At 71.8% G+C, this 20,942-nt stretch carries 22 protein-coding genes; 11 read left to right on the top strand and 11 right to left on the bottom strand.

Annotated features, from left to right (window positions below):
- Positions 1-15: 15 nt before the first annotated feature.
- Both AB0D99_RS23765 and AB0D99_RS23760 read right to left on the bottom strand, forming a co-directional pair.
- Positions 16-201 (bottom strand): DUF397 domain-containing protein, encoded by a 186-nt coding sequence (locus AB0D99_RS23765; RefSeq protein WP_362365594.1) that lies wholly within the window; start codon positions 199-201, stop codon positions 16-18.
- Positions 194-1,003 (bottom strand): Scr1 family TA system antitoxin-like transcriptional regulator, encoded by an 810-nt coding sequence (locus tag AB0D99_RS23760; protein WP_362365591.1) that lies wholly within the window; start codon positions 1,001-1,003, stop codon positions 194-196. Before AB0D99_RS23760 ends, AB0D99_RS23765 begins: the two co-directional genes overlap by 8 nt.
- A gap of 109 nt (positions 1,004-1,112) precedes the next feature.
- Between AB0D99_RS23760 and AB0D99_RS23755 the strand changes: the two genes are divergently transcribed.
- The 3 genes from AB0D99_RS23755 to AB0D99_RS23745 all read left to right on the top strand — a co-directional run bounded on the left by AB0D99_RS23755 (position 1,113) and on the right by AB0D99_RS23745 (position 3,327).
- The gene (locus AB0D99_RS23755) at positions 1,113-1,349 is read left to right on the top strand and encodes a hypothetical protein (RefSeq protein ID WP_362365588.1); all 237 of its coding nucleotides are present in this window, start codon (positions 1,113-1,115) and stop codon (positions 1,347-1,349) included.
- 451 nt (positions 1,350-1,800) lie between these two features.
- Complete coding sequence (locus AB0D99_RS23750; RefSeq protein ID WP_362365585.1) at positions 1,801-2,733, top strand: hypothetical protein; 933 nt, start codon at positions 1,801-1,803, stop codon at positions 2,731-2,733.
- A gap of 69 nt (positions 2,734-2,802) precedes the next feature.
- Entirely contained in the window at positions 2,803-3,327 is a 525-nt protein-coding gene (locus tag AB0D99_RS23745) for a VOC family protein (protein ID WP_362365581.1), read from the top strand.
- Between the two features lie 97 nt (positions 3,328-3,424).
- Here AB0D99_RS23745 and AB0D99_RS23740 read toward each other — a convergent pair whose 3' ends face one another.
- From AB0D99_RS23740 to AB0D99_RS23725, 4 genes are all read right to left on the bottom strand, one after another.
- Complete coding sequence (locus AB0D99_RS23740) at positions 3,425-4,579, bottom strand: GGDEF domain-containing protein (RefSeq protein WP_362365578.1); 1,155 nt, start codon at positions 4,577-4,579, stop codon at positions 3,425-3,427.
- A 125-nt stretch (positions 4,580-4,704) separates the two neighbouring features.
- The gene (locus AB0D99_RS23735) at positions 4,705-5,502 is read right to left on the bottom strand and encodes an enoyl-CoA hydratase-related protein (protein ID WP_362365575.1); all 798 of its coding nucleotides are present in this window, start codon (positions 5,500-5,502) and stop codon (positions 4,705-4,707) included.
- A 236-nt stretch (positions 5,503-5,738) separates the two neighbouring features.
- Positions 5,739-6,878, bottom strand: coding sequence for an adenylate/guanylate cyclase domain-containing protein (locus AB0D99_RS23730; protein WP_362365572.1), 1,140 nt, complete (start codon positions 6,876-6,878; stop codon positions 5,739-5,741).
- 164 nt (positions 6,879-7,042) lie between these two features.
- Entirely contained in the window at positions 7,043-7,894 is an 852-nt protein-coding gene (locus tag AB0D99_RS23725) for a biotin--[acetyl-CoA-carboxylase] ligase (protein WP_362365569.1), read from the bottom strand.
- Positions 7,895-8,027: 133 nt separating this feature from the next.
- On the opposite strand from AB0D99_RS23725, the gene AB0D99_RS23720 reads away from it, so the two are divergent.
- Both AB0D99_RS23720 and AB0D99_RS23715 read left to right on the top strand, forming a co-directional pair.
- A complete protein-coding gene (locus tag AB0D99_RS23720; protein WP_362365566.1) occupies positions 8,028-9,632 on the top strand; it encodes an acyl-CoA carboxylase subunit beta in 1,605 nt (534 codons plus the stop codon).
- A gap of 9 nt (positions 9,633-9,641) precedes the next feature.
- Positions 9,642-9,851 (top strand): acyl-CoA carboxylase epsilon subunit, encoded by a 210-nt coding sequence (locus tag AB0D99_RS23715; RefSeq protein ID WP_362365564.1) that lies wholly within the window; start codon positions 9,642-9,644, stop codon positions 9,849-9,851.
- Between the two features lie 137 nt (positions 9,852-9,988).
- On the opposite strand, the gene AB0D99_RS23710 is transcribed toward AB0D99_RS23715, so the two are convergent.
- Together AB0D99_RS23710 and AB0D99_RS23705 are read right to left on the bottom strand one after the other, a co-directional pair.
- Complete coding sequence (locus tag AB0D99_RS23710) at positions 9,989-11,236, bottom strand: SGNH/GDSL hydrolase family protein (RefSeq protein ID WP_362365561.1); 1,248 nt, start codon at positions 11,234-11,236, stop codon at positions 9,989-9,991.
- Between the two features lie 47 nt (positions 11,237-11,283).
- On the bottom strand, positions 11,284-12,648 hold the full coding sequence (locus AB0D99_RS23705) for an MFS transporter (RefSeq protein ID WP_362365558.1): 1,365 nt from the start codon (positions 12,646-12,648) through the stop codon (positions 11,284-11,286).
- Positions 12,649-12,718: 70 nt separating this feature from the next.
- On the opposite strand from AB0D99_RS23705, the gene AB0D99_RS23700 reads away from it, so the two are divergent.
- The 3 genes from AB0D99_RS23700 to AB0D99_RS23690 all read left to right on the top strand — a co-directional run bounded on the left by AB0D99_RS23700 (position 12,719) and on the right by AB0D99_RS23690 (position 14,182).
- Complete coding sequence (locus AB0D99_RS23700) at positions 12,719-13,357, top strand: TetR/AcrR family transcriptional regulator (protein ID WP_362365555.1); 639 nt, start codon at positions 12,719-12,721, stop codon at positions 13,355-13,357.
- 71 nt (positions 13,358-13,428) lie between these two features.
- Positions 13,429-13,557 carry a hypothetical protein gene (locus tag AB0D99_RS23695; protein ID WP_362365552.1) on the top strand — a complete coding sequence of 43 codons (129 nt, stop codon included), beginning with the start codon at positions 13,429-13,431 and terminating at the stop codon, positions 13,555-13,557.
- Between the two features lie 19 nt (positions 13,558-13,576).
- Entirely contained in the window at positions 13,577-14,182 is a 606-nt protein-coding gene (locus tag AB0D99_RS23690; RefSeq protein WP_362365549.1) for a nucleoside triphosphate pyrophosphatase, read from the top strand.
- A 13-nt stretch (positions 14,183-14,195) separates the two neighbouring features.
- Here AB0D99_RS23690 and AB0D99_RS23685 read toward each other — a convergent pair whose 3' ends face one another.
- Entirely contained in the window at positions 14,196-14,621 is a 426-nt protein-coding gene (locus AB0D99_RS23685; RefSeq protein WP_362365546.1) for a hypothetical protein, read from the bottom strand.
- Between the two features lie 361 nt (positions 14,622-14,982).
- Here AB0D99_RS23685 and AB0D99_RS23680 point away from each other — a divergent pair, with 361 nt between their 5' ends.
- Entirely contained in the window at positions 14,983-16,737 is a 1,755-nt protein-coding gene (locus AB0D99_RS23680) for a biotin carboxylase N-terminal domain-containing protein (protein WP_362365543.1), read from the top strand.
- An 85-nt stretch (positions 16,738-16,822) separates the two neighbouring features.
- Entirely contained in the window at positions 16,823-17,368 is a 546-nt protein-coding gene (locus AB0D99_RS23675) for a helix-turn-helix domain-containing protein (RefSeq protein ID WP_362365540.1), read from the top strand.
- 149 nt (positions 17,369-17,517) lie between these two features.
- On the opposite strand, the gene AB0D99_RS23670 is transcribed toward AB0D99_RS23675, so the two are convergent.
- Together AB0D99_RS23670 and AB0D99_RS23665 are read right to left on the bottom strand one after the other, a co-directional pair.
- The gene (locus tag AB0D99_RS23670; RefSeq protein ID WP_362365537.1) at positions 17,518-18,474 is read right to left on the bottom strand and encodes a DeoR/GlpR family DNA-binding transcription regulator; all 957 of its coding nucleotides are present in this window, start codon (positions 18,472-18,474) and stop codon (positions 17,518-17,520) included.
- Positions 18,475-18,639: 165 nt separating this feature from the next.
- Entirely contained in the window at positions 18,640-20,079 is a 1,440-nt protein-coding gene (locus AB0D99_RS23665) for an NAD(P)H-quinone dehydrogenase (protein WP_362365534.1), read from the bottom strand.
- A gap of 196 nt (positions 20,080-20,275) precedes the next feature.
- Here AB0D99_RS23665 and AB0D99_RS23660 point away from each other — a divergent pair, with 196 nt between their 5' ends.
- The gene (locus tag AB0D99_RS23660) at positions 20,276-20,713 is read left to right on the top strand and encodes a gamma-glutamylcyclotransferase (protein ID WP_362365532.1); all 438 of its coding nucleotides are present in this window, start codon (positions 20,276-20,278) and stop codon (positions 20,711-20,713) included.
- Positions 20,714-20,942 lie beyond the last annotated feature (229 nt).

Genomic DNA, 20,942 nt, shown 5'->3' with positions numbered 1-20,942 from the left:
GGAGAGCGGGAAGGGTCAGACGGTGCGGGCGCGCACGAACGCGGTGAACGAGGCCCAGGCGGCGGGGGCGACGGCCAGCTCGCCCTGGGCGTGGTCCTTGCTGTCCCGGACGCGGACGATGCGGGGAGCGTTGTCGGCGACCTCGACGCAGTTGTCGTTGTTGCCGCTGTACGTGCTCTTGCGCCATATCGGCTCAGTCATCGCATTTCCCCAGTACGTCACGCATGAACTCTCGTGATTCGTCGACCCCGAGGGCATCGGCGTGGAGCCGATCATAGATCTTCTGGAAGAGGGTGACCTCTGTCGCTTCGACCACGTAGCGGCCGGTGCCGAAACCCTCGGTGTAGGCAGTGCGTTCGCCCGACGGGAGAGTCAAGAGGCTCACCGAACCGCGGATGGCGGCGCGGTCGGTCCGCAGGATCTGCACGTTGATGAACGGTAGCTCGGTCGCTTCGAGCAACCACTCGATCTGCTCGCGCATGACCTGCCTCGACCCCATGACCTTGGTCAAGGCGGACTCGTCGAGAACCACCCACAGCCAAGGCGGTTGCGGACCGGTGAAGACAGCCTGTCGCTCACTGCGCCGTCGAACGGACGCCTCGATGTCGGTCACACCGTCAGGGTCCTCCAACCGCATGATCGCTCTCGCGTACCCAGGAGTCTGGAGCAGGCCGGGCACCACGAGGGAGAACTCGTAGACGGCCAGCGCTCGGGCCTGGTCCCGAAGGAACCCCTGCGCATAGTCACGGAAGGCGGCCTGGTTGCGGATGACCAGCAAGTTCACCAGCGAACCGCCCAGCTCCAGCACCTGGTCGAGCTGGCGTCCGAGGGCGAGATCCGGCGGCTCCCCGTTCTCGATCTCCGAGACCCGCGTGGTGCTGCTGAAGACCTTCGCGGCCAGATCGGCCTGCCGCCACCCGTGACGTTTCCGCGCGTCTCGGACCATGTCGGCGATGAAGCTCTCCAGGCTCTCGCTCGGGTCGATCTCGCTCTCGGCCGGCATATGCCTCGTTTCCCGATCCTGTTCGGAAACCCCACCCCTGGTGAGCGTAGGGCTGTCGGCGCGATCGTGGAGTCGTCCCGGAGGAGATCCACCAGAAAGAGAGCCCTCCATGAGCACGCCCACGAACGCCCCTCCGATCCGCCCCGTCTCCGAGCCCGAGGCCGCCCAGGTGTTCCACGACCTCAAGGCCGCCATGGAAGCGGCCGGCCTCCCCTCCACCGGCTTGTACCGCGACGTCAGGCGCGGCGCAGGCGCGGACATCCACCTGTACGGCCTCGGCACCGTCACTCTGAGCGGCGCCAAGAAGCTGACCGCCGTCCTGCGCGCGGCCCGGCGGGAACGATGACGTACCGGAGGGGCGACGTCGTGACGGACGCGACCCGAGCCCTGACGGGCGAAGTGCGCGACGTGAACGGCACCGCACTGACGCTGGCCCGACCAAGCGGGCACGTGTGGCAGGCCCCGGTCGAACACTGCTGGACGGCGAGCCCGGAAGAGCGGGCGAGCATGACCCCGCGCGGGGCCCTGCGGATCATCAGCACGTCGCCCGCGTCACTTTCGGCGAGGTAGCCGCCGGAGGCGAGTTCCCGGGGGCTCGCCTCCTCGCGTTCAACCGGACGACGATCGGGGCGAGTTGGCTGCCACCCGCGACGCACACGTTCGGGGCATATTCACTCAACGCACCGGCATCACTACTTTCCGTGCGGTACGGTCGCCACAACAAATCGGCCCCCGCGACGGCGGCAACCGTCAGCGAGGGCCTGAACCACCAGTGGAAGGCAACAACTCCCACCGTGATGTACCGGCACCTTAGCGCGCCCCCGCGCGCCTTCACCCAGCTCTCCCACGAGCTGATCCGGCATCCCCGCCTCGGCTCCGACGCCGTTCGCCTCCTCACCTGGCAACTCTCCCTCCCCCAGGGCGCCAGGGAATCCCTCTCCCGCACCGCCGAACGTGCCCGGATCGGGTCAACCGCCTTCACCCGCGCCAAACGCCAGCTCAAGGACGAGGGTTTCGTCCACGAACGGCGCGTCCAGGCACCCGGGGGCCTCTGGATCACCCAACAGCTCGTCTCCAGCGTCCCGTTGAGTGCCGCCGAGGCCGCCAAGCTCCTCGGCTCCGCACCCGTACCGACCTGCGGCGAAAGGGTGCCGCCGCAGGTGGCACCGAGTCCCCGGATTCCGGCCGTCGGTGAACCGACCGCCCCGTCGACCGGCGGTCATCCAAAGAAACACCCGGTGGAAGACACCTCCAACCCTCCGCCCGAGCCCGTGACGAGCCGACCGGCCCCGGACGACGTCCCCGAGGAAGCCCGCGCCCTCGTCACCGCCCTCCCCCTCCTCTCGCCCGCCCTGCGCCACATCCCCCCGGGAATGCGGGAGGAGTTGACCTGCCTCACCGCCCGCTGGCTCGCCGCCGGACACACCCCCGCCGACATCCACGAACACGTCCTGCGCGGCCTCCCCGGCGCGAACACGCCCGTCCACCGCCCGGGCGGCCTCCTGCGCCATCTGCTCCGCGACGTCCCACCACGCCGGCTCGCCCAGCCCGCCTCCACCGGCCCCCGCGTCTCCGCACGCCTCGCCGGGACCCGGGAGTGCGCGGGCGACCACGTCCAGCCGATGCTCTTCCGCCCGCTCGCAGACGAAACCCACTGCGCCGCCTGTACCGGCGATTCGAGAGCGAACGGGGCTACGGCCGAAGGGGTGCTGGATTCGCCTGTCATCTAGGCCGTTAGTCGTCCTAGTTGCGTCCTAGGGTCGTCACGTCAGGAAGAACCGCACGAGGGGACGAGACCGATGAGTCACACCGCACCCGAGGGCTACACCAACGTCGCACCGTGGGTGGTCACCGACGACACCGGCGCACTGCTCGACTTCATCACCGCCGCGTTCGACGGCGAGGAAGTCGCGCGGGTGCCGGTCGAGGACGGCACCATCGGGCACGGCGAGATCCGTGTCGGCGACACGGTCGTCCTGGCGTTCGACCGACGGCCCGACTGGCCGGCGATGCCCTCGCTGCTGCGCGTCTACGTCCCCGACGCGGACGCCGCCATGGCGGCCGCGGTCAAGCACGGGGCACAGGTCGTCACCGAGTGCGCCGACAGCGCGTGGGGGGATCGCGGGGGCCGGGTGCGGGATCCGTTCGGCAACATCTGGTGGGTGGTGAGCCGGGTGGAGGACGTCGCACCGGACCGGGCCTGGGAGCGCATGTCCGAGCCGAAGTACGCCGACGCGATGCGCGTGGCCCAGGAGACGCTGGACGCCGCACTGAGCGGTCGGGAGACAGGGGTGGCCAGCCCCCCGCGGCGCCCGACCCTCTGACCCCGTCGCGGGGAGCGGCACCGTCGGGACCACGGGTGGCGGACGACGAAGGTGATGCGTACGGGATGGCCTCGGCACACCCCTCCGGCCCGGCCGCTCACTGCCCCGGCGGACCCTCCGGCCCCCGTCCCTCCGGCGCGGCCGGCGGGGCGTCGCGGAAGCGGCGGCGGTCCCTGGCTCCCGGCGGGGCGTCCGCGAGGGGGATGACCGTGCCGTCCCGGCCCGCCACGACCGGTTTCACGGAGCGGGCCGCCTTCGCCTGGTACTGGGCCGCGTCGGCCAGGCGGAAGAGGCGGCGGGCGGACTTGAGCGGGCCGATCGGGTCGCCCGTCGACGCCACCCCGCAGGCGACCCCCTCACCGAGCTCCAGCTCCCCGGCCCGTACGCACAGCTCGTCCGCGACCGCCACCACCTCGTCGGCCGTCGGACCCACCGAGACCAGGCAGAACTCGTCGCCGCCGAGACGCGCCGACAGGGCGCCGGGGAGCATCGCGCCGCACCGGGACAACACCGATCCGAACCGTTCGAGCAGCCGGTCGCCCACGGCGTGACCGTGGGTGTCGTTCACGCGCTTCAGGCCGTTCAGGTCGCAGACCACGAGGCTCACGACGGAGCCGTCCGTCCGGTAGCGCTCGATCGCCTCGTCGAGCCGGGTGTCCACGGCGCGGCGGTTCGCGAGGCCGGTCAGCGGGTCGGTGAAGGCCAGCTTCCGCACCTCCTCCAGCCGCTCCGCCTGGGCGATGCCCGCCGCCACCACGGCGGCGAGCACCGCCGCGAAGTCGGCGTCGTGCCGGTCGAAGACCGGCGCCCCGGCGGGGCGCGCCACGTACAGCTCGCCCCAGGCCCGGCCGTGCAGCACGATCGGCGCGACCACGCAGCAGCCGCGTCCGCGCTTGCGCAGCCCGGTGACGCGGCCGGTCGGGACGCGGTCGCCGGCGGTCTCCACCCAGGCGTCCGGCTCGCCGCCGCCCGCCCACTGCGCGTGCAGGAACTCCGTGATCTCCGGGAACTGGTGGACGGGATAGGTCTCGGCGTCGGGGAACTCCTCCTCCCCGACGGCCCGCTCCCCCGCGTTCACCAGCACTTTCAGCCGGCCGCGGTCGCGCTCCCAGACGGACAGTGCGGCGAAGTGCCCGCCCAGCGCGTCACGGGCGCCGAGCGCCGCCGCCCGCCAGAACTCGCGCGGGGTGTGCGCCGCCGCCATCGCCTGCGCCAGCGCCACCACGGCCCGTAGCCGCACGTCCTCTCCCATTGCTCCAGCTTAGGGACGTTTCATCCGTTTTCACTGGCGAGGCGTCACGGAAAGTCACATTGCGAAGATTTTCGACATTTCTCAGCCGTTCAGCGGTTACTCACGCGGCCGCCGAAGAGGCAGGGTCACTCACCCGGCCACGCGGGCTTCCGCTTCTCGTTGAAGGCCGCCACGCCCTCCGCGCGGTCGCCCGAGAAGGCCACGGAGCGCCAGGCCGCGTCCTCGACCTCCAGGCCGGCCCGCAGGTCGAGCCCCTGACCGAGCCGCATGGCGCGCTTCGCGGCGCGCAGTCCGACCGGGGAGTTCGCCGCGATCCGTCCGGCCAGCTCCAGGGCGGCCGTGCGGGCGTCCTCCTCCAGCAGGTCGACGAGTCCCAGCTCACGGGCCTCGGCGGCCTCGACCCGGCGCGCGGTGAAGACCAGCTCGGCCGCGCGGGCCGCGCCCACCCGGCGCGGGAGGAGCTGCGTACCGCCACCGCCGGGGATCACGCCCACGGACACCTCGGGAAGTCCGACCACGGCCGTCGCGTCGGCCACGATCACGTCGCAGGCGAGCGCCAGCTCGAAGCCGCCGCCGAGCGCGAAGCCGTGCACCGCGGCGATGGTCGGCATCGGCAGTTCGAGGACGCCGGTGTAGGCGGCGCGGGCGGTCGGGCGCTGGCGGACGAGTTCGGCGTCGGTGAAGGAGTTGCGCTCCTTGAGGTCGGCGCCGACACAGAAGGCCCGGTCGTTGGAGGAGGTCAGCACCGTGACCCGGACCGAGGCGTCGTCGGCGAGGGCCGCGCACGCCGCGCCGATGGAGCGGGCCATCTCGGAGGAGACGGCGTTCATCGCCTTGGGCCGGTCGAGGACGAGCTCGGCGACGAACCCCTCCCTGCGGACCGCGACGAACTCACCAAAGCGCTGCTCGGACTGCTCGGACATGACCGACACACCCTCCCGGTTAACGACTGTTCACCGGGATCTTAGGGGGTGCCGTGCGGAGCAGGCCGGATCAGGGAGCGGGGTCTGGTGCGTGCGATCGCAAGGCGGAGGAGGGAGCCGACGCGGAGCGTTGGCGACTGACGACAACGCGGCGTGGGGGCACCTCCCGTGCCCGGAGGGCTACGGGGGAGCGCGTGCCAGGCCCCGTGACCCCGGCCTGGTCCGCACGGCACCCCCTAGGTCGGGCGGCGGCCCAGCTGCCAGGGCTCGACGACGCCGAGGCCGCGGACGGGGCGCTGCCACATCGGCTGGAGCGCGAAGCGGTACGTCGGGGGCTCCTCGCCCTCCTTCTCGGCGCGGGCCGCCTCCTCGGCCGCCTGCGTCTCCGAGACCGGCGCGTCGCCGGTCCGGGTGAGCTCCTCCGCGAGCGCGCCGTCGACCAGCACGGTGTCCTTGGGAGCTATTGAGGTGAGCCGGCTCGCGAGGTTCACCGTCGTACCGAAGACGTCGCCCATGCGGGTCGTCACCGTGCCGAAGGCGATGCCGACCCGGAGCGAGGGCATGGTCTCGTCGTGACTGAGCGTCTCGATCAGCCGCAGGGCGATCTCGGCGGCCGTCCCGGCGTCGTCGGCCGCGTACAGCACCTCGTCGCCGAGCGTCTTGATCAGCCGCCCGCCGTGTGCGGCGACCAGGTCGGCGCAGGTCGTCTCGAATGCCTCGACCAGCTCGCCGAGCTCCTCCTCCTCCAGGCGGCGGGTCAGCCGGGTGAAGCCGACCAGGTCAGCGAAGCCGACCGCGAGCCGCCGGTCGACCATCTCCTCGTCGTCGGCGGCCTGCACGACACGGCCCGTGGCCGCGGCGAGCTGGCGGCGCCAGACGTAGATCAGGAACTCCTCCAGCTCGGGCAGGAGCAGCTCGACCAGGGGATACGTGACCTCGGTACGGGTCATGCCGGGCTCGGGCGGCTCGGTGAGGCCCTCCAGGAAGGAGTCGATCTGCCATTCGGCCAGTCGGGCGGTCGTCTGCCCGGTGGACCGGGCGACCTGCACCGCCATCGGCTCGCTGAGCAGACCCGCCTCGACGAGACCGGCGAGTCGGCGCAGGGCGAGGACGTCGGCCTCGGTGAGCGCCTTGGCCTGGCCGATGTCCGCGAAGCCCATGGCCCGCCAGAAGCGGGACGCCAGCTCCATGGAGACGCCGGCGGTGCGGGCGGCCTGGAAGGGGGTGTAGCGGCGGTCGGCGCCGAGGATGAGCTGTTCGAGGCGGATGGCGAGCGGGTCGTCCGTCGGCTCCGCCGTGTGGTCGACCACATGGTGGGGGGTGGGGTACGCCGGTGGCTCGGCCTCGCCGCCGTTGTGCGCGTCGTCGACGGTCACCGGCCGCCTCCTGCCCGTTCCCTGCCCACTGCCCTGCCGATCTGTCGCCTGGATCGCGCTCCACGATACGACAGGTGTGTGCCAGCTCACGCCGTAACGTCCACCTCACCGTGTTCGGGACGCCCGTTCCACCACCCCGAACGGGCGCCCACGACGCCGGGTGCTCAGCCCTCCGCGCGGAGGTGGACGATGTCGCCCGCGGAGACGGCCTCCGTGCCGCCGCCCTCCGTCGCCACCACCAGGCGGCCGTCGCCGTCCAGCGCCACCGCGTCGCCCTCCAGCATCCGCTCGCCGGGCAGGTCGGCCCGGACGCGGCGGCCGAGGGTCGCGCAGCCGGCCGTGTACGCCTCCTGGAGGCCGGAGGCGGCGGGGTTGCCGTCGGCCCGCACCCACTCCCCGTACCAGTGCTCCAGGGAACGCAGGACGGAGCGCAGCAGGGTGTCCCGGTCGGTCGAGATCGCGTCCGCGAGGAGCAGCGAGCCGGCCGCCGGGACGGGCAGCTCGTCCTCACGCAGGGTGACGTTGATGCCGAGCCCGACGACGATGGCGTCCTCGCCCGCCCGCTCGGCGAGGATGCCGCCGGTCTTCCGCTCCTCGTCCCCGACCGAAACCAGCAGGTCGTTGGGCCACTTGAGGGAAAGGTCCACTCCGGCGGACTTCGCGAGCCCGGTCGCCGCCGCGACCCCGGTCAGCAGGGGCAGCCAGCCCCACCGGTGCACCGGCACGGCGGGCTTGAGCAGGACGGAGAGGAAGAGTCCGGACCGGGCGGGAGCGATCCAGCTGCGGTCGAGGCGGCCGCGGCCCTCGGTCTGCTCCTCGGCGACCAGCACGGCCCCTTCGGGCAGCTCGTCGGCGCGGGCGGCCAGGTCGGAGTTGGTGGAGCCGGTGGTGGTGACCACGTCGAGCGAGGTCCAGAGGCCGTCGGGGAGCACGAGAGCACGGCGCAGCGAGGCGGCGTTGAGCGGGGGCCGGTCCAGGTCGGACCACGGCCCTCCTGAGCCATGAGAGGACGTCATGCAAGCCAGACTAGGTGTGGCAAAGACCGCAGTGCCGAACGGTATCGGCGTCGATACCCTACGGATCAGTAGCCGAGCATTAGCCCATTCGTAGCCAACGAACCCCCGTGACCAGGCAGGGAGCAGCATCCCGATGTCCGAGTCGGTAGAGCCGCAAGAGATCGACATTCACACGACCGCGGGCAAGATCGCGGATCTGCAGCGCCGTATTGACGAGGCGACCCACGCCGGTTCCGAGCGTGCCGTGGAGAAGCAGCACGCGAAGGGCAAGCTGACCGCGCGGGAGCGCATCGAGCTGCTGCTCGACGAGGGCTCCTTCGTGGAGCTCGACGAGCTGGCCCGACACCGGTCGACCAACTTCGGGCTGGAGAAGACCCGGCCCTACGGCGACGGCGTGGTCACCGGCTACGGCACCGTCGACGGGCGCCCGGTCGCCGTGTTCTCGCAGGACTTCACGGTGTTCGGCGGAGCCCTCGGCGAGGTCTTCGGCCAGAAGATCATGAAGGTGATGGACTTCGCCCTGAAGACGGGCTGCCCGGTCGTCGGCATCAACGACTCCGGTGGCGCCCGCATCCAGGAGGGCGTCATGGCCCTCGGCATGTACGGCGAGATCTTCCGCCGCAACACCCACGCCTCGGGTGTGATCCCGCAGATCTCCCTGGTCGTCGGCCCCTGCGCGGGCGGCGCGGTCTACTCCCCCGCGATCACCGACTTCACGGTGATGGTGGACCAGACCTCGCACATGTTCATCACCGGTCCGGACGTCATCAAGACGGTCACCGGCGAGGACGTCGGCTTCGAGGAGCTGGGCGGCGCCCGGACGCACAACACGACCTCCGGCGTGGCGCACCACATGGCGGGCGACGAGAAGGACGCGATCGAGTACGTCAAGTCCCTGCTGTCGTACCTCCCTTCGAACAACCTCTCGGAGCCGCCGGCCTTCCCCGAGGTCGCCGAGACGGAGGTGAACGACGAGGACCGCGAGCTGGACGTCCTGATCCCGGACTCCGCGAACCAGCCGTACGACATGCACACCGTCATCGAGCACATCGTGGACGACGGCGAGTTCCTGGAGACCCAGGCGCTGTTCGCGCCGAACATCCTGACCGGCTTCGGCCGGGTCGAGGGCTTCCCCGTCGGCATCGTCGCCAACCAGCCGATGCAGTTCGCCGGCTGTCTGGACATCAACGCCTCCGAGAAGGCGGCGCGCTTCGTCCGCACCTGCGACGCCTTCAACGTCCCGGTCATCACCTTCGTCGACGTGCCGGGCTTCCTGCCGGGTGTCGACCAGGAGTACGGCGGCATCATCCGCCGGGGCGCCAAGCTGATCTACGCGTACGCCGAGGCGACGGTCCCGCTGATCACGGTCATCACGCGCAAGGCGTTCGGCGGCGCGTACGACGTCATGGGCTCCAAGCACCTGGGCGCGGACCTCAACCTCGCCTGGCCGACGGCGCAGATCGCGGTCATGGGCGCGCAGGGCGCGGTGAACATCCTGCACCGTCGGACGCTCGCGGAGGCGGAGGCGAACGGCGAGGACCTGGAGGCGGTGCGCGCACGGCTGATCCAGGAGTACGAGGACACGCTGCTCAACCCGTACATCGCCGCCGAGCGCGGATACATCGACGGGGTGGTCCTGCCGTCCGACACGCGCCCGCAGATCGTGAAGGCCCTGCGTCAGCTGCGGACGAAGCGGGAATCCCTGCCTCCGAAGAAGCACGGCAACATCCCCCTGTAAGGAGCCGCTGTGATCAAGGTCGTACGAGGAAACCCGACCCCGGAGGAGCTGGCCGCCGCACTGGCGGTGGTCCAGGCCCGGGCCGCGGCGACGGCGGCGGCGTCCGCGGCCGACGGCCCGGCGGTTCCCGAGAGCTGGTCGGACCCGTCACGGATCGCGCGCGCGGTACGGCCCCGCCCGGGGCCGCGCTCCTGGGCGCGCTCCTACTGGCCGGTCTAGCCGGTCCCACCGGCCGGTCGACGCCGGTCCACGCACCCCGAAAGGCCGGACCTCTTGTGCGGGAGGTCCGGCCTTCGCGTGTTCCGGGGGCAGAGCCCTCGCGTGTTCCGGGGGCAGAGCCCTCGCGTGTTCCGGGGTCAGACGAGGGGCGCGACCGCCGCGGCCATCACGCGGTAGCCGGCGTCGTTGGGGTGCAGCCGGTCCGCGTCCGCGTACGCCGGGTTCAGCGCCTTCGGGTCCTTCGGGTCGGCGAGGAGCCGCTGGAAGTCGACGACCGCGTCGAACTCGCCCGAGGTCCTGATCCAGTGGTTGACCTCCGCGCTGGTCCGTTCGGCGGTCGGGCCCCAGTGGCTGGTGCCCTTGAAGGGCAGCAGCGTCGAGCCGACGACCCGCACTCCGCGGGCGTGCGCCGCGTCGATCAGCCGGCGGTAGGCGGAGATGAGTTCCGCCGAGGTGACGACGGGCGAGGGCTTGTAGGTGGGCTGCGGGTCCGGCTTCAGTGCGGCCTCGGCGAAGCCGATGTCGTTGACTCCCTGGAGCAGGGCGACGGTGGTGACGCCGGGCTGGTCGAGGGCGTCGCGGCGGAACCGGGCGGTGGAGCGTTCGCCGTACCAGGCCGAGTCGTTGAGGACCAGGTTGCCGCCGATGCCGGCGTTGACGACGGGGCGGTCGATCCGTTCGGCGAGTGCGTCGGAGTAGCGGCGGTCGGCGTTCGGGGTGGAGCCGAAGCCGTCGGTGATGGAGTCGCCGAAGAGGACCACGCCGCCCTTGCGCGGCGGGGTCCCGCCGCTGACCTCGACGCCGTTGAGGTAGTACCAGGACCGGCTGCGGGCGGTGAAGGCGTGGCCCGTGGTGTCGGCGCGGTGGTCGCCCTCGGCGCGGTAGCTGTCGGCCCATGCCTGGGAGTGGAAGGTGGCGGGACCGGTGGTGCCGGCGAGGTAGAGGGTGACGGTCACCGACTCCAGTCTTCCGAGGTCGAGTCGGGCCGGGTCGCTGCGCAGCTCGCCGTGGGCCGGGACCGAGACGGACCGTTTCCCGCCGAAGGTGAGGTGGCGTACCGAGCCGGGTTCGACGGCGGCGCCGGTCGTGGTGCGGGCGACCGTGGCGCCGGTGACGGCCAGGGGTGAGGTCCCGTAGGCGTTGCTGAGCCTGATCCGGACCCGGTCGCCGTCCTCGGTGACGCGGACGACCTGGCGGAGGGTCTGGCGCGAGAAGCCCTCCTGGGACCAGTTGGCGGTGAAGCCGGTCGCGGGGAGCTGCGGGGCGGCGCCCCAGGCGGCGTGCCACCGCGGGTCGGGTGCGGGGCGGGCACCGGCCGTCTGGGTGCCGGAGAGCAGGGTGAGGCCGAGGGCGGCGGCGAGCAGCGGGGCGAGGAGCTTCTTCATGACGGGTCCTTCCGGGGCAGGGGGCGTACGCGGGGGGTGAGGGGCGGTCAGGAGCGGCGCAGGAAGAGGGCGGCCCCCAGCGCTCCGGCGAGGACGATGGCGGCGTTGACGAGGATCGCGAGGCCGATGCCGTCGAGGACCGTGGCGGAGCCGACCACGACGGCGCTCATGATCGGCGTGCCCATGGTGATGCCGATCTGCTGGGTCATGGTGGCGAGTCCGGTCGCCATGCCCTGTTCGGAGTCGGGCAGTCCGGAGGTGGCGGTGACCATGAAGCCGACGATGGCGAGCATGTTGCCGACGCCGCCGGCGAAGGTGCCGGCGAGCAGCAGCCAGAGCCCGCCGCGGTCGTCGCCCAGGCCGTACAGGGAGAGGGTGGCGGCCGCCTGGAGGAGCCCCCCGAAGACGAGGGCGGCCCGGGCTCCGTAGCGGCCGATGAACCGGGAGGCGTACACCCCGCCGAGGACCGTGCCCGCGCCGCGGACGCCGAACGACAGACCGGCGGCGAGCGGCGAGAAGCCGAGGACGTCCTGGAGGTAGAGCGTCATCAGGAAGACCAGCGAGGTCTCGGTGACGAAGGCGACGAGCCCGGCGAGGTTGCCGTGGACGACGGTGCGGCGCGTGAGGATCCGTACGGGTACGAGGGGTGAGGCGGCCCTCCGCTCCACGAACCAGAAGGCGACGAGCAGGGCGACGCCGACGGGGAGCGCCAGGGGCTCGGTGGTGAGGCCGAGGACCAGGGCGAGCAGGCCGCCGGTGACGGTGATCGCGCCGGGGACGTCGAGGCGGGGGCGGACGGCGGGGCGGCTCTCCCGCAGGACGACGGGGGCGACGAGGAGCACGGCGAGGGCGACCGGCACGTTGATGAAGAAGGCCCAGCGCCAGGAGAGCAGGTCGGTCAGGACACCGCCGAGGACGGCGCCGATGGTGAAGCCGGCCGACATGAGCGCGCCGTTCAGGCCGAGCGCCTTGGCGCGCAGCGGCCCCTCCGGGAAGGAGGAGGTGAGCAGGGCGAGCCCGGCGGGTGTGACGGCGGCGGTGGCGAGGCCCTGGGCGACCCGTGCGGCCATCAGCGTCGCGGGGGTCGTGGCGAGACCGCCGACGAGCGAGGAGAGGGCGAGGAGCGCCATCCCGGCGAGGAAGAGGCGGCGGCGGCCGACGATGTCGGCGACGCGCCCGAGGAGGAGGGTGAATCCGGCGGCGGCGAGGGCGAAGGCGGTGGCGATCCACTGGAGGTTGCCCAGGGTGAAGCCGAGTCCTTCGCCGACGGCGGGCAGGGCGACGTTCAGGATCGAGAAGTCGACGGCCAGCATGAACTGGGCGACGAGAAGGACGAGGAGGACGAGCCGCATCCGTCCGTCCATGCGGTCGGTACGGATGTCGGTGCGGGATCCGAGTGTGGTGGCAGCCATGAACGACCCCCATTAATGGGCTTCTTGTTCCGTTAAGATGTCCCGTACCGTAGCAGACTCGAAGGCGTTAATGGAACAGGAGACCCGTTTGACTGAGAGCCAGCCGGCCGTGCCCGGCACCGTGCGCCCCGGGGGCCGTACCGCGAAGGTGCGCCGGGCCGTCCTCGACGCGACCGAGGACGCCCTGGCCGCCGCGGGCTTCCACGCGCTGAACATGGACCACGTCGCCGCGAGCGCCGGCGTCGGCAAGACGACCGTCTACCGCCGCTGGGGCTCTCCCGTCGGACTCGTCGCCGACCTGCTGCGCGACATGGCGGAGCAGTCCCTGCCGGCCTCCGACACCGGCAGCCTCGCGGGCGACCTGCGGGCCAACGCCGCGCTCGTCACCAAGACCCTCACCGACCCCCGGATGGGCGCCGTCTTCCGTGCGGTCATCGCGGCCGCGGCCTGCGACGAGGAGTGCGCCGAGGCGCTGAACGGCTTCTACCGGGCCCGCCTGCAGGAATGGGCCCCGGTGGTCGAGCGCGGCGCGGCCCGCGGCGAGGTCCCCGCCGGGACCGACGGCATCGAGCTGCTGCGCGCGGTGTCGGCCCCGCTCTACTACCGCTTCATGATCACGCGCGAGCCGCTGGGCCCCGCGGACGCGGAGCGCGCGGCCGGGGCGGCACTGGCGGCGGCCGGCGAGGGGGTGTTCACCACGCCTGATTAGTCCGTTGGCACCCCGGCTCCTGAGTACGGGTACTCAGGCGCCGGGGCCCTCCTGCCAGCAGGATCGTGGCCATGCTGTGGTCCGACCCGAAGAACGAGCCGCCGGAGGAGATGCGCGACATGCAGGCCATGCTGCGTCGCGCGTCCATCCTGCTGGCCCTGGCGATGGTGGTGGCGATGTTCGTGGTCGGCCTCCACTGACACTGGCTACGCTTCCCCCATGACTGCTGATCGCCGCCGTGTCGTGCTCGCCTCCGCCTCGCCCGCCCGTCTCGGACTGCTGCGGCAGGCCGGACTCGCCCCCGAGGTCATCGTGAGCGGCGTCGACGAGGACAAGATGCGCGCGCCGACCCCCGCCGAACTCGCCCTCGCGCTCGCCGAGGCCAAGGCCGCCCATGTGGCCGCGCGCCCCGAGGCCTTCGGCGCCCTGGTCATCGGCTGCGACTCGGTCCTGGAGCTCGACAAGCAGGCCCTCGGCAAGCCGGCCGACGCCGAGGAGGCCACCGCGCGCTGGAAGGCGATGCGCGGCCGGGTGGGCATCCTCCAGACGGGTCACTGCGTGTACGACACGGCGGCCAAGCGCTACGAGTCGGCGACCGCCTCGACCGTCGTCCGTTTCGGTGAGCCGACGGACGCCGAGATCGCCGCGTACGTGGCGAGCGGCGAACCACTGCACGTGGCGGGCGCCTTCACGCTCGACGGGCGCTCGGCACCGTTCATCGACGGCATCGACGGAGACCCGGGCAACGTGATCGGCCTCTCCCTGCCCCTGCTCCGCAACCTGCTCGCCAAGCTGGGGGTCTCCATCACCGACCTGTGGACCTGAGACCGCGCCGGTCCTACGCGGGCGCCGCCGCCTCGGCCGGGGCGTCGGCGCCCTTTCCGTACGCCACCAGCGTCAGCACGACGAGGCCGAGCACCACGGTCATGAACGCGAAGGCACCCCAGCCGATCAGACCGATCGTCACCGCGCCGAGCACACCGTGCACCACGGCGCAGCCGATGAGGAGGCCCCGGCCGGCGCGCCCGGGGCGCTTGTCACGTATGCCGGCGACGAGGGCGACGGTCGCGCAGAGCGCGAGGAGCAGCCCGGAGACGATGCCGAGGGCCCACGTACCGGTCACCATGTGGTCCGGGTCGAGGCCGTCGAGGGACATCGACTGGATCTCGACGAAGCGCGCCATGACGGCGTTGAGCACGACGATGCCCGGGGCTTCCAGGAAGAGCACCGCCGCCGTCACGAGAGCTATCGGTCTGCGGGCCACCTGGGCCACCCCCTGAAACGACTGTTACCTGCAGTACAGATGACAGCGCGAAGGCTACTGCCGGGTAAACCTTCGGACAAGGGTCCGCACACACCGATGCGGCGGCAAAGAATCATTGCGCCATTCGTAGGGACTCCACAAAGAAACCCGATACGCGACTGGCCGCTTGAACAGAGACCTGTGCCACACCTCGGAGCTACTGTGCCGTAGAGGAACCCTGCGTACCGTGGTACGACAAGGGATTTCACGACCCGAGCAAGCCTCGTATCACGCTCCGTGTGGGCAAGCTCACCACTGGGGACGGGTCGAAGTGCCGTGTCGGCAGTCCCTAAACTCAGCTTGTTTCAAGGAGGGAGCCATCGTGCGCAAGGTGCTCATCGCCAACCGTGGCGAAATCGCTGTCCGTGTCGCCCGTGCTTGCCGGGATGCCGGGATCGCCAGCGTAGCCGTCTACGCCGATCCGGACCGGGACGCTCTGCACGTCCGGGCGGCCGACGAGGCGTTCGCTCTGGGCGGTGACACCCCGGCCGCCAGCTATCTGGACATGGCCAAGGTGCTTCAGGCCGCAAAGGACTCGGGCGCGGACGCGATCCACCCCGGCTACGGGTTCCTTTCCGAGAACGCCGAGTTCGCCCAGGCCGTGCTCGACGCCGGTCTGACCTGGATCGGCCCGCCGCCGCAGGCCATCCGCGACCTCGGCGACAAGGTGGCGGCCCGTCACATCGCCCAGCGCGCCGGCGCCCCGCTCGTCGCGGGCACGCCCGACCCGGTCTCCGGCGCCGACGAGGTCGTCGCCTTCGCCGAGGAGCACGGCCTGCCGATCGCGATCAAGGCCGCCTTCGGTGGTGGCGGTCGCGGTCTGAAGGTCGCCCGCACCCTCGAAGAGGTACCGGAGCTCTACGACTCCGCCGTCCGTGAGGCCGTCGCGGCCTTCGGCCGCGGCGAGTGCTTCGTCGAGCGCTACCTCGACAAGCCGCGGCACGTCGAGACCCAGTGCCTGGCCGACTCCCACGGCAACGTGGTCGTCGTCTCCACCCGTGACTGCTCGCTCCAGCGCCGCCACCAGAAGCTCGTCGAGGAGGCGCCCGCGCCGTTCCTCTCCGAGGCGCAGAACGCCGAGCTGTACGCCGCGTCCAAGGCGATCCTGAAGGAGGCCGGCTACGTCGGCGCCGGCACGGTCGAGTTCCTGGTCGGCCTCGACGGCACGATCTCCTTCCTGGAGGTCAACACCCGTCTCCAGGTCGAGCACCCGGTCACCGAAGAGGTCACCGGCATCGACCTGGTCCGCGAGATGTTCCGGATCGCCGACGGCGAGGAGCTGGGCTACGACGACCCGGCCATAAGGGGTCACTCCTTCGAGTTCCGTATCAACGGCGAGGACCCGGGTCGCAACTTCCTGCCCGCGCCCGGCACCGTCACCACCTTCGACGCGCCGACCGGCCCCGGTGTCCGTCTGGACGCAGGCGTCGAGTCCGGCTCGGTCATCGGCCCGGCCTGGGACTCGCTCCTGGCCAAGCTGATCGTCACCGGCGCCACCCGCGAGCAGGCGCTCCAGCGCGCCGCCCGCGCGCTCGCCGAGTTCAAGGTGGAGGGCATGGCCACGGCCATCCCGTTCCACCAGGCGGTCGTCGTCGACCCGGCGTTCACCGCGGACCCGTTCCGTGTCCACACCCGGTGGATCGAGACCGAGTTCGTCAACGAGATCAAGCCGTTCGCCCCGGCGGGCTCCGAGGCCGAGGAGGACGAGTCCGGCCGCGAGACGATCGTCGTCGAGGTCGGCGGCAAGCGCCTGGAGGTCTCGCTCCCGTCCTCGCTCGGCATGTCCCTGGCCCGTACGGGTCTGGCCGCCGGCGCCAAGCCGAAGCGCCGTGCCGCGAAGAAGTCCGGCCCGACCGCCTCCGGCGACACCCTCGCCTCCCCGATGCAGGGCACCATCGTGAAGGTGGCCGTCGAGGAGGGCCAGGAGGTCAAGGAGGGCGACCTGATCGTCGTCCTGGAGGCCATGAAGATGGAGCAGCCGCTCAACGCGCACCGCTCCGGCACGATCAAGGGCCTGTCGGCCGAGGTCGGCGCGTCGATCACCTCCGGCTCCGCGATCTGCGAGATCAAGGACTGACGACCGACGGCGCAGGCCGTTCGTACGATGGGAAGGGCCCGCAGGCACACCGCCTGCGGGCCCTTCGCCCGACCGAGGAGCCCCCATGCGCGCCGACGCGCGCCGCAATCACGAGCGGCTGCTGACCGAGGCCCGCGCAGTCTTCGCCGAGCACGGCACGGACGCCTCCCTGGAGGACGTCGCCCGGCGCGCTGGAGTCGGCATCGGCACGCTGTACCGCCACTTCCCCACCCGGGACGCGCTGGTGAACGCCGTGTTCCAGGAGGCCCTGGCCGCACTGCTCCAGCGGGGCCGCGAACTCGCGGCGGCCGACGAGCCGTGTCGCGCGCTCGTGGAGTGGCTGCGCACCCTGATCACCCACGCGGTCGAGTACCGGGGCTTCGCCCGGGCGCTCATGTCGGCTTCGCGGGACGGGAGTTCGGCGCTCGCCCAGTGCGACGTCCCGCTGCGCGCGGCCGGCGAGGTCCTGCTGGGCCGGGCCCGGGAGGCCGGTACGGTCCGCGCGGACGTGTCGATCGGTGATCTGATGCAGCTCACAAACGCGATCGCGCTGGCGGCCGAGCAGAACCCGGACGACGAGGAACTGCCGGACCGCCTGCTGGCCCTGACCCTGCGCGGTATGAAGAGCTGAACCGACGAGCGGCGGGAGCCGGGCCCGGGCTCGCCCCGACGCGTCCGGGCGCTCGACCTCCCGGAGTGTTCCGACGCTCCGGGGTGCCGGCCTCCGGGCACCCGGCCTCCCCGCGTGCGTCCTGGCCCCCGCGCCAGGGACGCCCCCTCTCAGCGCCTGCGCATGTCCGCGACCCGGGCCGTTCGCTCCGGTTGCAGCACGTCACTCGCCAACGAGGCCGCGGCTCCGCGGAATTGGCCGGGCTGATGCCGGGCGCGCTGACCGGGAAGCGGAACGTCACGGCGCGGGCGGCCGCCGCCCGGGGGGACCGCGTCACCACCCGGTCCCGTCCCCGCCACCGCGATCTGGACGCCCTGGTCGGCGAGGGCCTGGAGCTCCGTGGCGGCCCGGTCGTCGTGCGCCGGCGGCTCGTCGGTGACGAGGCGGGTGATCACGTCGGTCGGCACCGTCTGGAACATGGTGTCGGTGCCGAGCTTGGTGTGATCGGCCAGCACCACGACCTCCGCCGCCGCCTGCACCAGCGCCCGGTCCACGCTCGCGGAGAGCATGTTGGACGTGGACAGGCCGCGCTCGGCGGTCAGGCCGCTGCCGGAGAGGAAGGCCCGGGAGACCCGCAGCCCCTGGAGGGACTGCTCGGCCCCGCTGCCCACCAGCGCGTAGTTCGAGCCGCGCAGCGTGCCGCCGGTCATGACGACCTCGACCCGGTTGGCGTGGGCGAGCGCCTGGGCGACGAGCAGGGAGTTGGTGACCACGGTCAGACCGGGCACGCGGGCGAGCCTGCGGGCCAGCTCCTGCGTGGTCGTCCCGGCGCCGACGACGATGGCCTCGCCCTCTTCGACCAGGCTCGCGGCGACGTCGGCGATGGCCGTCTTCTCCGCGGTCGCGAGGTGGGATTTCTGCGGGAAGCCGGACTCTCGGGTGAACCCGCCCGGCAGTACCGCACCGCCGTGCCGGCGGTCGAGGAGTCCTTCTGCCTCCAGTGCCCGCACGTCCCGCCGTACGGTCACTTCTGAGGTCTGGACGACGCGGGCGAGCTCACGGAGCGACACGGCTCCATTGGCGCGCACCATTTCGAGGATCAACTGACGACGTTCTGCAGCGAACACGAAACCGACAGTAACGTGACCGGCAGATGATTTTCAGCACTATGCGCCGAATTGCAGAAGATGCGCACAGACGGGGCCCCCAAGTGGTATGGGAGGCCCCGTCGTTGATCGTTCCTTGTCCCGCCTTGCCGGGGGTTGTCCAGATCTCCGCAGGCGGGGGGCGGGTCAGCCCTCGCCCGTCGCCTTTCGGGTGTGCAACTGCCGTGCCACTTCCGCGATCGAGCCCGACAGGGAGGGGTACACCGTGAAAGCGTTTGCGATCTGTTCCACCGTCAGATTGTTGTCGACCGCGATCGAGATCGGGTGGATGAGCTCGCTCGCCTTCGGCGCGACGACACAGCCTCCGACGACGATCCCGGTGCCCGGACGGCAGAAGATCTTGACGAAGCCGTCGCGGATCCCCTGCATCTTGGCGCGCGGGTTGCGCAGAAGCGGCAGCTTGACGACCCGGGCCTCGATCTTGCCCGCGTCCACGTCGGCCTGGGTGAAGCCGACGGTGGCGATCTCGGGGTCGGTGAAGACGTTCGAGGAGACCGTCTTCAGGTTCAGCGGGGCCACCGCGTCGCCGAGGAAGTGGTACATCGCGATCCGGCCCTGCATCGCCGCGACGGAGGCGAGCGCGAAGACACCGGTGACGTCACCGGCGGCGTAGACGCCCGGCGCCGAGGTGCGGGAGACCCGGTCGGTCCAGATGTGGCCCGAGTCCTTGAGCCTGACCCCGGCCTCCTCCAGGCCCATGCCGGCCGAGTTCGGGATGGCGCCGACCGCCATGAGGCAGTGGGAGCCGGAGATGACCCGGCCGTCGGCGAGGGTCACCTCGACACGGTCGCCGACCCGCTTGACCGACTCGGCGCGCGAGCGGGCCATGACGTTCATGCCGCGGCGGCGGAAGACGTCCTCCAGGACGGCGGCGGCGTCCGGGTCCTCGCCGGGCAGCACGCGGTCGCGGGAGGAGACCAGGGTGACCCGGGAGCCCAGCGCCTGGTAGGCGCCGGCGAACTCGGCACCCGTCACACCCGAGCCGACCACGATGAGCTCCTCGGGGAGCTCCTTGAGGTCGTAGACCTGGGTCCAGTTCAGGATCCGCTCGCCGTCGGGCTGGGCGTCGGGCAGCTCGCGCGGGTGGCCGCCGGTCGCGATCAGCACGGCGTCGGCGGTCAGCGCCTCCTCCGAGCCGTCGGCGGAGGTCACGATCACCTGGCGGGAGCCGTCCACGGCCTGGCGGCCCGAGAGCCGGCCGCGGCCGCGCAGGACGCGGGCGCCGGCGCGGGTGACGGAGGCGGTGATGTCGTGGGACTGGGCGAGCGCGAGGCGCTTCACCCGTCGGTTGACCTTGCCGAGGTCGACGCCGACGACGCGGGCGGCCTGCTCCACGTGCGGGGTGTCGTCCGCGACGATGATGCCCAGCTCCTCGTACGAGGAGTCGAAGGTCGTCATCACCTCGGCCGTCGCGATGAGGGTCTTCGAGGGGACGCAGTCGGTCAGGACGGACGCGCCGCCGAGGCCGTCGCAGTCGACGACGGTCACCTCCGCGCCGAGTTGGGCGCCCACCAGGGCAGCCTCGTATCCGCCGGGTCCGCCGCCGATGATCACGATCCGGGTCACAGGGATCTACGCCTCGCGCTCTCGTTCTGCCGGGGGGTCCCCCCGCTGGGCTGCAGTGCGTACGCCATTGTCCCGCACGCTTCAAGTGCGTACCCCATTGTCCCGTACGCCGGGGGTGGGCTCGCGCCGGGGCCTCCATACGGCCCCCACCACCGGCTTCCGCGTGCACCCGCTCCCCTCCCGTACCCTCGACCCCATGTCGCTCTACGCCGCGTACGCCGGCAACCTCGACGCGCGGCTCATGACCCGCCGCGCCCCGCACTCCCCGCTGCGCGGCACCGGCTGGCTCAACGGCTGGCGGCTCACCTTCGGCGGCGAGCAGATGGGCTGGGAGGGCGCGCTGCCCACGATCGTCGAGGCGCCGCGGTCCCAGGTGTTCGTGGCGCTCTACGACATCGCGCCGATGGACGAGGACTCCATGGACCGCTGGGAGGGTGTCGGCCTCGACATCTACCGCCGGATGCGGGTCCGCGTGCACACCCTGGACGGCGAGGAGCCGACCTGGCTGTACGTGCTGAACGCGTACGAGGGCGGGCTGCCGTCCGCGCGCTACCTCGGCGAGATCGCGGACGCCGCCGAGTCGGCGGGGGCGCCGCACGACTACGTGATGGAGCTGCGCAAGCGCCCTTGCTAGGCGCCGCCGGGCGCCGCTCGTGCCCGTGCGAGCGTCCGGACCCGGTTCATGGCGGTATCGGACTGGCGGAACGTGCGGTGTGGCCCCCGCTACGCCATTCGTCGGAAACGACAAGACAACGATCGCATGTCCGTCAGCATCGTCATCTACGCGCGTAGGGATTCTCGGGCTACGCTTCTGCGCGTAGGAAATCCGTCCGGGGCTCCCCCCTCGGACCCCCCTCCCCGAG

Source organism: Streptomyces sp. NPDC047971 (assembly GCF_040653355.1).
In the GTDB taxonomy this organism is placed as follows: Bacteria; Actinomycetota; Actinomycetes; order Streptomycetales; family Streptomycetaceae; genus Streptomyces.
This window is presented reverse-complemented; position numbering and strand designations above follow the sequence as displayed.

What these genes read in the sequence shown, in the direction of transcription:
- AB0D99_RS23765 (WP_362365594.1), bottom strand. Translation starts at nt 201, where the DNA reads ATGACTGAGCCGATATGGCGCAAGAGCACGTACAGCGGCAACAACGAC.
- AB0D99_RS23760 (WP_362365591.1), bottom strand. Translation starts at nt 1,003, where the DNA reads ATGCCGGCCGAGAGCGAGATCGACCCGAGCGAGAGCCTGGAGAGCTTC.
- AB0D99_RS23755 (WP_362365588.1), top strand. Translation starts at nt 1,113, where the DNA reads ATGAGCACGCCCACGAACGCCCCTCCGATCCGCCCCGTCTCCGAGCCC.
- AB0D99_RS23750 (WP_362365585.1), top strand. Translation starts at nt 1,801, where the DNA reads ATGTACCGGCACCTTAGCGCGCCCCCGCGCGCCTTCACCCAGCTCTCC.
- AB0D99_RS23745 (WP_362365581.1), top strand. Translation starts at nt 2,803, where the DNA reads ATGAGTCACACCGCACCCGAGGGCTACACCAACGTCGCACCGTGGGTG.
- AB0D99_RS23740 (WP_362365578.1), bottom strand. Translation starts at nt 4,579, where the DNA reads ATGGGAGAGGACGTGCGGCTACGGGCCGTGGTGGCGCTGGCGCAGGCG.
- AB0D99_RS23735 (WP_362365575.1), bottom strand. Translation starts at nt 5,502, where the DNA reads ATGTCCGAGCAGTCCGAGCAGCGCTTTGGTGAGTTCGTCGCGGTCCGC.
- AB0D99_RS23725 (WP_362365569.1), bottom strand. Translation starts at nt 7,894, where the DNA reads ATGACGTCCTCTCATGGCTCAGGAGGGCCGTGGTCCGACCTGGACCGG.
- AB0D99_RS23720 (WP_362365566.1), top strand. Translation starts at nt 8,028, where the DNA reads ATGTCCGAGTCGGTAGAGCCGCAAGAGATCGACATTCACACGACCGCG.
- AB0D99_RS23710 (WP_362365561.1), bottom strand. Translation starts at nt 11,236, where the DNA reads ATGAAGAAGCTCCTCGCCCCGCTGCTCGCCGCCGCCCTCGGCCTCACC.
- AB0D99_RS23705 (WP_362365558.1), bottom strand. Translation starts at nt 12,648, where the DNA reads ATGGCTGCCACCACACTCGGATCCCGCACCGACATCCGTACCGACCGC.
- AB0D99_RS23700 (WP_362365555.1), top strand. Translation starts at nt 12,719, where the DNA reads ATGGAACAGGAGACCCGTTTGACTGAGAGCCAGCCGGCCGTGCCCGGC.
- AB0D99_RS23695 (WP_362365552.1), top strand. Translation starts at nt 13,429, where the DNA reads ATGCTGTGGTCCGACCCGAAGAACGAGCCGCCGGAGGAGATGCGCGAC.
- AB0D99_RS23690 (WP_362365549.1), top strand. Translation starts at nt 13,577, where the DNA reads ATGACTGCTGATCGCCGCCGTGTCGTGCTCGCCTCCGCCTCGCCCGCC.
- AB0D99_RS23675 (WP_362365540.1), top strand. Translation starts at nt 16,823, where the DNA reads ATGCGCGCCGACGCGCGCCGCAATCACGAGCGGCTGCTGACCGAGGCC.
- AB0D99_RS23660 (WP_362365532.1), top strand. Translation starts at nt 20,276, where the DNA reads ATGTCGCTCTACGCCGCGTACGCCGGCAACCTCGACGCGCGGCTCATG.